This window comes from Chitinophaga pinensis (assembly GCF_007896845.1).
GTDB classification, from domain to species: Bacteria; Bacteroidota; Bacteroidia; order Chitinophagales; family Chitinophagaceae; genus Chitinophaga; species Chitinophaga pinensis_C.
In genome coordinates, this window is record NZ_VOHS01000003.1 from 304407 (window position 1) to 318008 (window position 13602).

At 45.5% G+C, this 13602-nt stretch carries 10 protein-coding genes; 8 read left to right on the plus strand and 2 right to left on the minus strand.

Annotated features, from left to right (window positions below):
• A complete protein-coding gene (locus tag FEF09_RS04710) occupies nucleotides 1-870 on the plus strand; it encodes a cupin-like domain-containing protein (RefSeq protein WP_146304038.1) in 870 nt (289 codons plus the stop codon).
• A gap of 150 nt (nucleotides 871-1020) precedes the next feature.
• Here the strand turns inward: FEF09_RS04710 and FEF09_RS04715 are convergent, their stop codons facing one another.
• Nucleotides 1021-1725, minus strand: a complete 705-nt coding sequence (locus FEF09_RS04715; RefSeq protein WP_146304039.1) for a response regulator transcription factor — start codon at nucleotides 1723-1725, stop codon at nucleotides 1021-1023.
• A gap of 58 nt (nucleotides 1726-1783) precedes the next feature.
• Entirely contained in the window at nucleotides 1784-3280 is a 1497-nt protein-coding gene (locus tag FEF09_RS04720) for a sensor histidine kinase (protein ID WP_146304040.1), read from the minus strand.
• A 310-nt stretch (nucleotides 3281-3590) separates the two neighbouring features.
• Here FEF09_RS04720 and FEF09_RS04725 point away from each other — a divergent pair, with 310 nt between their 5' ends.
• From FEF09_RS04725 to FEF09_RS04755, 7 genes are all read left to right on the plus strand, one after another.
• Complete coding sequence (locus FEF09_RS04725) at nucleotides 3591-4523, plus strand: hypothetical protein (protein ID WP_146304041.1); 933 nt, start codon at nucleotides 3591-3593, stop codon at nucleotides 4521-4523.
• Nucleotides 4524-5375: 852 nt separating this feature from the next.
• Entirely contained in the window at nucleotides 5376-5627 is a 252-nt protein-coding gene (locus tag FEF09_RS04730; protein ID WP_146304042.1) for a hypothetical protein, read from the plus strand.
• 206 nt (nucleotides 5628-5833) lie between these two features.
• On the plus strand, nucleotides 5834-6409 hold the full coding sequence (locus tag FEF09_RS04735) for a c-type cytochrome (protein WP_261387331.1): 576 nt from the start codon (nucleotides 5834-5836) through the stop codon (nucleotides 6407-6409).
• A 43-nt stretch (nucleotides 6410-6452) separates the two neighbouring features.
• Nucleotides 6453-7670, plus strand: a complete 1218-nt coding sequence (gene soxC, locus FEF09_RS04740; RefSeq protein ID WP_146304043.1) for a sulfite dehydrogenase — start codon at nucleotides 6453-6455, stop codon at nucleotides 7668-7670.
• Nucleotides 7671-7701: 31 nt separating this feature from the next.
• Entirely contained in the window at nucleotides 7702-10833 is a 3132-nt protein-coding gene (locus FEF09_RS04745; protein WP_146304044.1) for a SusC/RagA family TonB-linked outer membrane protein, read from the plus strand.
• Between the two features lie 46 nt (nucleotides 10834-10879).
• Entirely contained in the window at nucleotides 10880-12211 is a 1332-nt protein-coding gene (locus FEF09_RS04750) for a RagB/SusD family nutrient uptake outer membrane protein (protein WP_261387332.1), read from the plus strand.
• 38 nt (nucleotides 12212-12249) lie between these two features.
• Nucleotides 12250-13596, plus strand: coding sequence for a DoxX family protein (locus FEF09_RS04755; RefSeq protein ID WP_146304046.1), 1347 nt, complete (start codon nucleotides 12250-12252; stop codon nucleotides 13594-13596).
• The last annotated feature ends 6 nt before the right edge of the window (nucleotides 13597-13602 follow it).

The window sequence follows — 13602 nt, forward strand, 5'->3', positions numbered from 1 at the left end:
ATGCATCTGAAACCTGTAACAGCCATCAGTGGGTACACCCGGGAACAGTTCACGACAGCATATCTTGAACCCGGTATTCCGGTATTGATCAAAGATTTTATTGAACCGGACAGTGTAGCCCTGCAAAAATGGAACTATGATTACTTCCGGCAGGAAGCGGGAGCAGTAATGGTAGGTGTACATAGTGAAGAAAATGCACATCTGGACAAGGCAACAAGTCAGCCGGGCGAGAAGATGAAGTTTGGCGACTACCTTGACCTGATAGAATCGCGGCCTACGGTGAGAAGGTTATTCCTCTTCAACCTGTTGCGGGAGCGACCGGATATTAAAAAGGAACTGAAGGTCCGGAAGATCGCCGATAATCTGTTGACGTGGTTACCTTTTTTATTCTTCGGAGGAGAAGGTTCTTCTGTCAGGTATCACTATGATATCGATATGTCACACGTATTCCTGTCACAGTTTCAGGGCGTGAAAAAGGTGTGGTTATTTCCGAATGAGCAATCCGATCTCTTATACCGTTTACCATGGAATTTCCACGGTATTGCCGATCTGCGGAATCCGGACTATGAAGCCTTCCCGGCATTGCGGCAACTCAGTGGATGGGAATGTACCCTGCATTTCGGGGAGACCTTGTATATCCCTTCCGGATACTGGCATTACATCCAGTATGAAACAGCAGGCTATTCCGTGGCATACAGGGCCTTACCGGTCTCTATGCTGAAACGCGCTGTAGGTGTCAGGAATATCTTCATCACCCGTCGTTTTGATGACGCGATGCGCAGGATACTCGGTAAGAAATGGTTTGATTATAAGATGAAAACTGCTTACAGAAGAGCAGCACGTGCCGTGGAAAGAGGAAACTCAAGGTAAAGGACTATCAGGATATTGCCGGTGGAACTCTGCTGACAGCGAAGACTGTCTGACCGATTTAGTGGTGGAAAATCGGAAGGAGTACGTATTGCCAGTAGGGTTCCATTGCCGGTAAACAATAACGTTTTATACTATCTGCTGAATGATGAATTATTTTACGTTGAATACAAAGCCTATCCCGTATACGTTCTTAATACTGATACCCGGATTCTGCTGGAAATATTTTCTGAATCTGGAGATAAATACATCCAGACTACGACCAACGAAATAGTCATTGGAGCCCCATACCTTGGTCAGTATCTCTTCACGTTTAATCACGCGGTTGACGTTATGGAAGAATAATACCAGCAGATCACATTCTCTTGGTGTGAGCACGATCTCATCTCCCTGTTCGGTGACGAGTTTCAGTGAGTCTACGTACAGCTGTGTATTACCGATGGTAATAACGTTCTTTGCCTGTACGACTTCCGGCGCAGTAGCAGGTTGTTTACGTTTGATGATATTACGGATACGAAGTACAAGTTCGTCGATATCAAAAGGTTTGACCACGTAGTCATCCGCTCCTATTTTCAAACCGTTGAGACGATCGGTTTTTTCACCGCGTGCGGTAAGGAACAGGAAAGGTACCTGGTTATTGATTTTCACGATATGTTCGGCCAGTTCAAAGCCATCCATACCGGGGAGATTGACGTCAATCAGGAGAATGTGGTATAGTTCAGGTGCTCTCTTGAATTCTTCCAGTGCGTCACTGCCGTTTGGCTGCCAGTTTACTTCGAAGTCCATTAACTCCAGGTATTGCTTGACTACATTACCCAGATCAGCTTCATCTTCGACCAATAAAATTCGGTGTCTCATAGCTGCAATTTTTAATTTGAAGCAGGCGACATTGTCTACGTCAGAATGTTTACTATTGTTATTGAGGAATTACAATTACAAATGTAGTTCCATTTCCTACTTCGCTGTCTACCTTTAGTTTCCATTTGTGGGCATCTATGCATTGTTTTACATAGTGTAACCCGAGTCCCAACCCCTTTGTGTTTTGTGTTAGATCTTTCTGATATCTGTAGAATTTCTCAAAGATGTGTTTAAGCGTATCTTTTGACATGCCGATACCATCATCTGTTATTGTGATATAGATGTGCTCATTATCATTGTTGATCATTACCACCAGTTCTTTTACCGGGTGTGCATTATACTTTACGGCATTGTCAAGGATATTCAGCATCAGGGTCGTGAAATGGAAGCTATCCAGTTCTACTACCATATCTGTTTCTGCCGGTTTAAAATCTATCTGCACATTGGATGCCGAAAACCTGATACTGAAATCTGTCAGTATCTCGCTCACTCTCATGTTAAGATGCTGTGGCGTTTTCTGTACAAATAATTTATCTACCGTCGCAAGATCAAGTACTTGTCCGAAGAGTAATTTCAGCCGGTGTGACTGCCGGTCGATAATCTCTGATAAAGAGCGGATGGCCACTTTGTTATCCAGTATTTTTTCATTCTGGATATTTTTATTGGCCACCATAATGGCTGATAATGGTGTATGAAATTCGTGCGTAATATTATTGATAAAATCAGTTTTTACATCTGAAAGATGTTTCTGCTTTATCCAGTTCCGCATCGTGATGAAAAATAATATAATTATCGCAAACATTGATAAAAGAGACATTGTCAGCATCAGCCGCATCTGCCGGAACACCATTTCGCGTCTGTTATAAGGCTCGGCATGAAGACTGAACTGCATGGCATAAGTGTAGGGTACAGGTGTGCTGACATTGAGTCCCAGTACCTGACTGCGGTCATCCGGATCTTTCAGATCACCGAATATGCGTATACCATCTGACCACTGCATGGAATCATCTATCAGCTTGTATTTGCGCCGGCTATTGTAGATATTGATATATCTTCTGTCACCGGTCATGATATCTATTTTGAGAATAGTAAGTGCATAACGTAGTGAGTCTGTGATGTTATTCCGTTGACGGATCACGCGCATCAGACTATCTGTAGTGGATTGTGCTTTGAGTTTGTGAAATACATCATTCAATAATTCCTGTGAATAGGTCTGGAACTTTGTAGTATCGGTCTGATACAGCGCTTCCAGATTTTTCACCTGCGGCATCAGTATAGAGTCTACAATTGCCTGTCCGCCAGGAAATAATTTATCATTGGTGATAGCTTTCGAATATTCTTCGTTAATCTTGTTTTTCTTTTCGTAGTAGAAACGACGGTTAAGCAGATCGTAGGTATTATATACCAGAATGAACTGCACGAGCGCCAGTACCAGGAAGCAAATGACAGATGTGGTGATATAGATTTTGAAAGGATGCCGCATGAAAAAATTCCTGAAGAACAAATATATCCTTTCAGATGGCAGTTTGCGCAAACTCCATAATTTTCTAATCATATTTAAATATCGGAAATTTAAATTTCATTCACAATTCGTTTAAGATTGTTTACACTTTGTTTGCTTTCCATTTACAACTTTTCTGCTGCGCCTTTTTTAATTTCGGTTGTCGTTCATCCATTTTTAGCATACTAGTATCAACCAATACTGTTTAACTGTCACAACAAAGCGTCTCAGACCTTTGTGCTAATTACCACGATCACGTACTCAGCTGTTTTAGAGAAAAAAGTAACAACTACAGGCTGTACTCCTGTACGGCTTGTAGCTTGTTTGTTAGTTAATCACATCTTAAACCCTAATTTCAGATTCCATGAAAAAGAGCCCTCAATTAATCGTTCTGTCAGGCCTGTTGGCATCCACGTTTTTATTGGGAAGTTGTAAAAAAGACAATGACCCCCTTAAAGCAAAAAAGCCGGTGACCGAAGAAGTAGCGGCAGAAATACCGCCTGCAACCTGGCAGGAACACTGGTTTGAACACGTACAACTCCTAAAGCGTGTTTATTACAATGATCACATTGCGGTGTATTATGATAATGATATGCCCACTAATGTAACGTGGCCTTATCGCCGTCTGGATAGCATCTGGCGCTATACAAAAAGAACATACGGTGAATTCGGTCCGGATAAACGCCTGTTCGTAATCCTGCATGAAAATAAGTATAGTGGCGGACATCCTTCAACTTATTTTGATGCCAGCCATGATTTCCGCAATGTTATTGATGTGGGATTAAACGGCTCATGGGCTGACAGTACCGGACAACCACTCCATATTACCGCCCATGAAGTTGGTCATATCGTGGAAGGCGCATCAAAAGGATTTCATAATTCACCTGCATTCCCGCTGTGGGGTGACAGCAAATGGATGGAAATTTATCAGTATGACGTGTACAAATCATTAGGCTGGACCACCATCGCAAATGCATGGTATAACGACATGTGGAACAAAGTAGATAACTTCCCGGTAGCAAATACCCGTTGGTTCAGGAACTGGTTCTACCCTATTTATAACCAGCACGGAGGCACAGCTACACTGAACCGCTTCTTCACATTATTAGCGCAGTATTTTCCTAAAAATGGTACCAACTATGCCCGTAATATGAACTGGGGAGAGTTTGTACATTTCTGGAGTGGCGCTGCAGGTGTCAACCTGAAAGCACAGGCTACCATCGCCTTCGGATGGCCCGCCAGCTGGGAAACACAATTCCAGCAGGCAAGGCAGACTTTCCCGAATATCACGTATTGATGCAGAGAAACATATGGGTTACGGTTTGATCACCTGTCAACAGATCATTAAACTGTAGCCTCGATGAAATGCACCGGCTATGTTCCGGTGCATTTTTTTTATGCCCGCACGTCAGATAAAACGCTATCCGATTGCACCTGATATTCTTTCATTGTAAAACGCCGGCTGAAAACAATTGCTTCCCTGTAAAGCTAATCCTGCATTCAATACACCAGATGTAAAATTTTTAGGTACCAGGACATTCGATGTAAATGGCATTGTATCTCGTCGGTAAGTGGTAGATAAGCCGTAGATAACCCGTATATAAGCCGTATATAAGGCATTCCTATAGGTACGGCTTATATACGGGTTATCTACGGCTTATCTATGTTTTATCTATGGCTTGTTTTGCCGAATGTATCGATACTGCAGGCCCGGATAACACCGTTGATCTGGTGGCTGCCATGAAGCTAGTTTGTAAAGTATTTTCTAACTAATTGATAATCAATATAATTTTATTCCGCAGATCTCCTCATACCCCAATTTTCCGGCTATATCCCCTTAAGAATTAGGACTTTGGGAGTATTATTCCACACCCGGCTGCTAAGAACATACTGGCAGATATTTTGTTCTATTTAGTATGTCAGCTTTTAACTAACCCATTAAAATGTGAGATTATGAAGACGTATTCAATCAGGGGTCAAGAGACGGTGACAAGAGGAGCGAAGGAAGCAAAAGCAGATCGTTCATCAAACAGTGATAATCGATACTCTCCCCAGGCAGTCAGCAGCCAATAGCAATATATCAACAGATTCTCTCCAACTTTATCTGCTGCGGAATATCCCGCAGTAGCACCCCTCTTAATTGTTTGTTATGGAAAGGCGTACTATTACAGTTTATATTGAAGGACGATCTTATCAGCTTGCAATCACCGTAGATGACGTAGCACAGGAAACCACTTACGAAGTCATCACCAGCGGCGATATCCTGAGGGATTTTATGCCGGAAGCAATAGACTGGCAGGATGACCGTATGATCACGCCGGAAGAGCGTGTCAGAACCATTGAAAGTGAACAGATCGCCCGCATCATCTGGACAGACATTCTGGATATGATGGAACATTAATACTATCCCCCCTCTTTTACTACTTAAAAGAGCAAAAAAATACCGTTCAAATAAAAGTCTACACAAATAGTAGACTTTTAAATTTCTACTGTATATATTTGCATCAGATTATTATTGTGCTCCCACCAAGAGACCAAATGCAGTAGCCACTATGGCTACACTCTGCGCATTGTAATCAACCAGAAGAATCCAAGTCTCATTATCTGATGTTTAAGCTACGAATGCCTTATTGGGCCTGCGTTGCAGGTATTGCTATGATTTCATGTGAACGCCGTGTCAACACCGCGCCAACACATTTCGGCTATGGTCGCCCTGCTACAAAACAGGAGATCGCAGCAAAAGCAATAGCCATTCGTCCCGATGGGAAAGGATTACCCGCAGGTAGCGGTACTGTGCAGCATGGTGCTGTTATCTATGCAGGCAAGTGCGCATCCTGTCATGGCGTTACCGGCACAGAAGGACCGTTCAATGTACTGGTCGCACCGGATACCGCAGACGCTGTTCCTTTTGATCGTGCTCCGCAACGTATAAAAGCCATTGGGAACTATTGGCCGTATGCTACGACGGTATTCGATTACGTGCGTCGTGCCATGCCTTTTAATGCACCGGGCTCTTTATCAGATAATGAAGTATATAGCCTGACAGCATATCTGCTGTATGCTAACAAACTGATAGACAGTTCTACTGTCATGAATGCGAAAACCTTGCCCGGCGTCATAATGCCGGCCCGGAAATACTATGTCACAGACAACAGGAACGGAGGGGACGGGCCATATGAGTAAACATATGTGTCGTATAAAACTGTAATTCTTAACAGAACATAATATGAGCCAGAAGATGACGCGTCGTCGCCTTTTGCTCGGAGGTGCCGCCACAGCTGCTGTAGCTATGGTAAAGTCATCCTTTGGCAAAATGGTACAGACAGGTATTCCTGAAGCTGCTATGGATCCTACCAGACAGGTGGGGCCACTACCCGGCGTTTTGGGTACGAGATCTCCGTTTGAACATCCGCAGAGAAAAGCATCTCTTACTTCATCGCAGACGCCTCTGCAGGATCTCTACGGTATTATCACGCCGTCCGATCTGCATTTCGAACGTCATCATGCCGGTGTGCCTGCCATAGATCCCAATACCTATGAACTCACTATTCATGGTATGGTAGACCGGCCGACAGTCTTCTCCCTCGCCGATCTTAAACGATTCCCCGCTGTATCAAGAATCTGTTTTATAGAATGCTCGGGTAACTTTCGCAAGCCCGATAAAGAAACTATTACACCGCAGGATATCTGCGGACTCACCAGCCAGAGTGAATGGACCGGCGTCATGCTATCTACTATTTTCAGGGAAGTCGGTGTTGATCCGAAGGCCACATGGTTCCTCGCAGAAGGATCAGACGCCGCCGTGATGACACGCAGCATTCCTGTCAGCAAAGGATGGGATGATGCTATGATCGTTTATGCACAAAATGGGGAGGCCATTCGCCCCCAGCAAGGGTACCCGGCCCGGCTGCTGTTACCGGGCTGGGAAGGCAATACCAGCATCAAATGGCTACGCCGTATTGAGTTGTCAGACGGCCCTTTTATGACGCGTGAAGAAACATCGAAATACACAGAACCGATAAAAGATGGAAAGATCCGTCAGTTCAGTTTTACAATGGATGCCCGCTCTATTATTACCTATCCCGCTTATCCCGTCCAGCTGCAAAAAGGTTGGGTGGAAATAAGAGGTATTGCATGGAGCGGACGTGGAAAAATAACAGGTGTGGAGATCAGCACCAATGCCGGTAAAAGCTGGCAGGCCGCCCGGCTGCAGGAGCCAGTCATGGATAAAGCGCATACCTGTTTCAGGTATTTATGGCAATGGGATGGCGATACAACAGAGATCATGAGTCGCGCAATTGATGAAACGGGCTATATACAACCCTCACTGAAAGAGCTGATCACAGCCAGAGGTATAGGCACCGGATATCACCTGAATCCCGTAACAGCATGGCTGATAAAACGGGGCGGAGAAGTCGTCTACAGACCGGAAAAATGGAAATAACACTATCAGCATAAAAAAACCAATCAGTAATATGTCAACCACCTTCTCTTACAGACACCCTGTGATGCGCAGATTTGTCCGGAATGCCGGCTTTCTGCTTATTCCCGCTGTGCTGGGCAGCACTGCCATGAAGGGCGCAATCTTGCCGGAAACCTTCAGGACCACCCTGTCAGATCGCCTTCCTGCAGATATTCCGGTAAAAGGAAAAGTCACTGATACCAACGGACAACAACTGCCGGGCGTAAGCGTTATCGTAAAAGGCTCAAAACGTGGCGCCCTTACCCGTATTGATGGTTCTTTCGAACTGAATGCACCCGCCGATGCAGTACTCGTTTTTACCTATCTGGGTTACAAACCGCAGGAAATAAAAGTAGGTAATAGTTCTACTTTTCATATTCAACTGGAAAATGACGATAAAAAATTGAGTGAAGTAGTGATTGTCGGTTATGGTACACAGGAACGACGTAATCTTACCAGTTCCGTTTCTACCATCAATACTTCTGAAACCAAAAATATTCCCGTAGCCGGCTTTGATGCACAGTTACAGGGTAAAGCAGCTGGTCTGCAGATCAATTCAAATACCGGTGTGCCGGGGGATGGGATATTTGTGCGTGTGCGAGGCACTACCTCTATCAATGCCGGTAATGATCCGCTGTATGTAGTAGACGGTGTATTTGTGAATAATACGAGCTTGCAGACAGTCAGCACCGGAGGTCGTGCTACCTCTCCTATCGCAGATATCAACCCGGGTGATATCGCCAGCATAGAAGTGCTGAAAGATGCCAGTGCTACTGCTATCTATGGTTCCCGTGGCGCGAATGGAGTGGTGATCGTGACAACCAAACGAGGTAAATACGGACAAAAAACCAAAGTCAATGTGAATGTATCACACGGTTTTGCGAAAGCACCTGAATTGTGGGATCTGACGACTGGTCCGGAGCATGCTACATTGATCAATGAATATTGGATCAATACAGGTATTGACAATCCGGCGTCTAATCAGACTTTCGCCAACAGGCCTTTCCGGCCGGTATCAGAGGGTGGCCGTGGATTACCGGAAGAGCAAAAGACCTATGACAGACTGGGTGAACTATTCCGTACCGGACAGCTGGCTAACTATGACCTGTCATTGAACGGTGGTGGTGATAAGACTAAATTCTATATCGGCGCAGGTTATACCAGACAGGAAGCGAATATCCGCCCTGTGTTTTTTGAAAGAGCCAGTCTGAAACTCAACGTAGATCATAAGATCAGCGATCGTGTGCAGGTAGGTGTAAGTAATGGTATTACCCGTTCCTACAGAAATCAGGCACGTGCAGGTGATGGGCCGCAGGGAGGTTTACTTCAATCAGCGCTGCACACCCCAACCTATCTTCCTGAAACCAATGCAGATGGTACGCCTGCCCGCTGGGCCGGTTTTGACAACCTGCAGGTGCTGCTGGATAACTACGACGTGAATACTGTCAGCCTTCGTTACATCGGCAATCTGTACGCAGAAGCGGAGATCCTGCCTGATCTGAAGTTCCGTACCAGCTGGAGCGTGGACTATAACAACTACGACGAATCAGAATACTGGAATGATAAAACACAGCTGGGCGCCGCCCCTACTTACGGTCTGGCAACATCGTCCATCACACAGAACAGTACATGGATCAATGAGCAGACATTGTCTTATCGCAAGAAGCTGGGACGCGGACATACTTTCGGCGCTGTCGTAGGTAACACCATACAGCAGAATACTCTGAAACGCACCTTTGCACAGGGCACAGGCTTTCCTAACAATTCCTATACTGATATCTCATCTGCCTCTACCCGCACATCTGGTCAGACATGGACACAGGGCACGCTGGCTTCCTTCTTTTCCCGACTCGACTATAACTACGACAGCAGATACTATCTCGAATTCAGTTTCCGCGCAGATGGCTCTTCCCGCTTCGGCAGCAATCATCGCTGGGGCTACTTCCCTGCTGTAGGTGCAGCGTGGCGTCTGAAAGAAGAACAATTCCTGAAAGATGCACAATTCCTCAGTGATCTGAAATTAAGAGCCAGTTATGGCGTAACAGGTAACCAGAGCGGTATTAATGATTTTGCTGCCCGTGGTTTATGGACAGGAGCCAGTGGTTATCCGGATGCTGAAACCGGAGGTGATAAACCTGCTACTGCTCCTCTGCAATTATCCAATCCCGATCTGCGTTGGGAGAAAACGAAACAGGCTAATATCGGATTGGATGCTGCCTTTCTGGATGGACGCCTGTCTGTGGAACTGAATGTTTATTCAAAGAAAACTTCGGACGTATTATTACAGTTGCCGGTACCCTCTAACACCGGTTACTCCACTTATTATTCCAATGCCGGTGAGATCAGCAACAAAGGATATGAAGTGGCTATCCGCTCAGAGAATATTAAAAGAGGCGATTTCACCTGGAGTACTTCCTTCACTATCTCCGGTAACAAAAACAGGGTAGATAAACTGCCGGTACCTATTACCCAATATAATCGTGACTGGATCAGGATGCAGCAGGGTTATTCCATGTATTCATTCTGGATGTACAAACAGCAATATGTAGATCCGAAAACGGGTAATGCGGTATTTGAAGATGTGAATGGGGATGGTAGCATTACGGTGGCTGACAGGCAGATCGTAGGGAATGCATTGCCTAAGTTCTTCGGTGGTATCAATAACAGTTTTTCATGGAAGTCGTTTGACGCGTCTGTGCAGTTTAACTACCAGTATGGGAATAAAGTACTAAACCTGAACCGCTTCTTTGGCGAAGGCGGTGGTACACGTGACGCCAACAGGGTATTGTTTGCCAGTCAGCTGAAACGCTGGCAGAAAGAAGGTGATGTGACTGATGTACCAAGACTGACAAAAGTAGGCAACAACTATACACTGGAACAGAACAGCCGCTTTATCGAAAACGGTTCCTTCCTGCGATTACAGGCGCTGACATTGGGCTATACCCTGCCAAAGGCATTGACCAGCCGCTGGCATATTGATGCACTGCGCGTCTACTTCGCCGGTAATAACCTCTGGCTGCTGACGAAATATACAGGTCCTGATCCGGAAGCGAATGTATCTGCTTCGCAGACAGTACAGGGTATTGACCTTGGTACACCTCCGCAGTCAAGGACTTTACAGTTTGGCGTAAATGTAACACTGTAGTCAGTTTCAAATGGGATTTAAAAAATAAGAATTAATGCAGACGATTATGAAATCACTTATCCGCATATTGCCTTTTGTATTGCTGTTGGTCTCCTGCAGCGATTTCCTTGATGTGCAACCTAAAGATGCCGTTTCAGATGAAACGACGATTGTTGATAAAACCTCTGCTCAGACGGCCGTACGCGGTATATACAGACAGCTGGGCGACGACGATTATTATGGCGCACTGTTTCAGACGATCGGATATCTCTCCGGAGATAATATCCAGTGGACAGGATCTCAGTCAATTATCCAGCAGTTTATATCGCATGCGGTAAAGGCTGATAATACGAATATCGCCACCGTATGGTCAGCGATCTATTCCACTATTAACAGAGCCAATCAGGTGATAGACAAACTGCCGGCTGTAAATGACGCCACGCTGACAGCAGACGAAAGAAATGCGTTGCTGGGCGAAGCCTACTTTGTGCGTGCGTTGGCATACTTTGATCTTGCCCGTACCTGGGGTGGTGTACAGCTGGTGGTAAAAGCTACTTCCAATATCAACGATACGAAAGGACTGAAACGCAGTACATTAGAACAGACCTATGCACAGGTGTTGAAAGACCTGCAGACGGCTGAACCACTTTTACCCGAGACGACCAACCGTTATCGTGCTACCCGTAAGACAGTATGGGCATTATTAGCCCGTTTTTACCTCTATCAGAGCAATTGGGAACAGGCAGAGGTATATTCCTCCAAATTGATACAAGACTCAAAATACAGGCTTCTAAAGCCCTATAGCGCGTTTTTTGCCAATAACGTGGTGGCTACCGATGAATCCATCTTCGAAATCTCCTACAGCGCTACCAATACCAATGCACATCGTGGTTACTGGCAACCTCCTGCCAATAATGGTACCCGTCAGTGGGCGCCTAATGATGCATTTATTGCTTTGATCAATAATCCGGCTATTGGTGGTAACAGAAATACCGCGGTGGCTATCACCAATCAGGGGCTCTGGTATGGCAACTTTTATTATCGTAGTCCGGCGACAGACCCGGCTTACGTACTGCGTATTGCAGAGCAGTATCTGATCAGGGCGGAAGCACGTGCAGAGCAGAGTAATCTGCAGGGGGCACTGGCAGATCTGGATGCGGTAAGAGACAGAGCAGGATTGAGTGCCAGTACGGCGGTTTCGCAGAGCGAAATACGTCTGGCAATAGAGAATGAACGCAGACTGGAATTTGCATTTGAACCACACCGCTGGTATGATCTGGTGAGAACAGGACGTGCGGGCACTGTATTGGGTATTACGGACGAACGTAGATATGTAATGCCGATACCCGCTATCGAACTGAGTGCAGACAATGCACTGGAACCTAATCCGGGTTACTAAACGCAGACAGATTTCTTGACTATATAAACCCTGCAGGTATGACACATCCCGCAAATTTATTACCACCACAAACGTGGAAAGCATCCCTGAAGGTGCTTTTCCGTTTTTTCTTCATCTATTTCATTATCCAGTGTGTGCCATTGGATATCCGCTATTATGCGGGCTTATTTCAGATTCACTGGGGAGAACTGAGTTTCCGTGATATCTTTTATCTGACCCGTTATACGCCACGTTTTATAACAGGATCCAGTCCTTTCGGCAGTTTTGCAGATTGGGGCATAGCCGCTGTTATCGCGATTGCGGGTGCACTCATCTGGTCTTATCTGGACAGACGCCGGCAGGAGTATAATCAGTTGTACTACTGGTTACGCGTGATTGTCAGATACCGTCTGGCAATCGGTGTGATCGCTTATGGATTACTGAAACTGTTTCCGCAGCAATTGCCCTTTCCCTCTATCAGTCAGCTGAATACACAATATGGCGATCTGTCGGCGTGGAAGATTTTTGCAATGAGCACCGGTGTGGTGCCTTCTATGGAAACCTTTCTGGGACTGGTGGAGACTGTCGCGGGACTGTTATTACTGCACAGGAGAACTTCTACCATTGGCGCAGGTATCATTATCACCTTCACCGGTAACGTATTCATGTCTAATCTGGCCTATGAAGGCGGAGAGTATGTATACAGCTTCTATCTGGTCGTACTCGCTTTATTCCTGTTACAGTATGACATTATCCGTATTATCAATCTGCTGACACTTGAACAGCCTACTGCGCCAAATACGGTACGACCTTATCTGCCACAACCGTGGCAAAGGGGATTAAAACTGGCGCTGAAAACCTTGTTTATCTTCTTCTTTGTAGGGTTGTATGGTTACAAGACTTACGCGAGCTATAAACAGCTGGGGTACCAGTATCCGCATACGCCGGGGCTGACAGCAGCTGCCGGGATCTATAATGTAACGGAGTTCCGGATCAATCATCAGACGATCCCCTATTCCCTGACGGATACTGTACGGTGGAAAGATGTGGTGTTTGAACCATGGGCTACATTGAGTGTGCGTTCGAATCGTTATGTACACCCGGATCTGGCGAATACAGAAGAGATATTTGTGAATGATCCCGACCGTAATTATGAGCTGGCAGGATCTGTCAGCAGGCACTATTACAGCTATCATATCGACGAGGCAAAACAGGTATTGTTGCTGCAGAATAAAAACAAATATCACCAGCAGGAGCAATTGGAGCTGCATTATACACGACCTGACAGCAGCCGCATCATCCTTAGCGGCATCAATGAAAAGAAGGATTCCGTGTATGTCGTGCTGGATAAGGTCAATAAGAAGTATCCACTGATTGAAGGTCGCCGTAAACCGCTTAAACTCTAAAATCAA

Bases quoted from the DNA above. Each gene is read 5' to 3' on its own strand.
- FEF09_RS04710 (WP_146304038.1), top strand. From the start codon at position 1: ATGCATCTGAAACCTGTAACAGCCATCAGTGGGTACACCCGGGAACAG.
- FEF09_RS04735 (WP_261387331.1), top strand. From the start codon at position 5,834: ATGTTTAAGCTACGAATGCCTTATTGGGCCTGCGTTGCAGGTATTGCT.
- FEF09_RS04745 (WP_146304044.1), top strand. From the start codon at position 7,702: ATGTCAACCACCTTCTCTTACAGACACCCTGTGATGCGCAGATTTGTC.
- FEF09_RS04725 (WP_146304041.1), top strand. From the start codon at position 3,591: ATGAAAAAGAGCCCTCAATTAATCGTTCTGTCAGGCCTGTTGGCATCC.
- FEF09_RS04730 (WP_146304042.1), top strand. From the start codon at position 5,376: ATGGAAAGGCGTACTATTACAGTTTATATTGAAGGACGATCTTATCAG.
- soxC (WP_146304043.1), top strand. From the start codon at position 6,453: ATGAGCCAGAAGATGACGCGTCGTCGCCTTTTGCTCGGAGGTGCCGCC.
- FEF09_RS04720 (WP_146304040.1), bottom strand. From the start codon at position 3,280: ATGATTAGAAAATTATGGAGTTTGCGCAAACTGCCATCTGAAAGGATA.
- FEF09_RS04755 (WP_146304046.1), top strand. From the start codon at position 12,250: ATGACACATCCCGCAAATTTATTACCACCACAAACGTGGAAAGCATCC.
- FEF09_RS04715 (WP_146304039.1), bottom strand. From the start codon at position 1,725: ATGAGACACCGAATTTTATTGGTCGAAGATGAAGCTGATCTGGGTAAT.
- FEF09_RS04750 (WP_261387332.1), top strand. From the start codon at position 10,880: ATGAAATCACTTATCCGCATATTGCCTTTTGTATTGCTGTTGGTCTCC.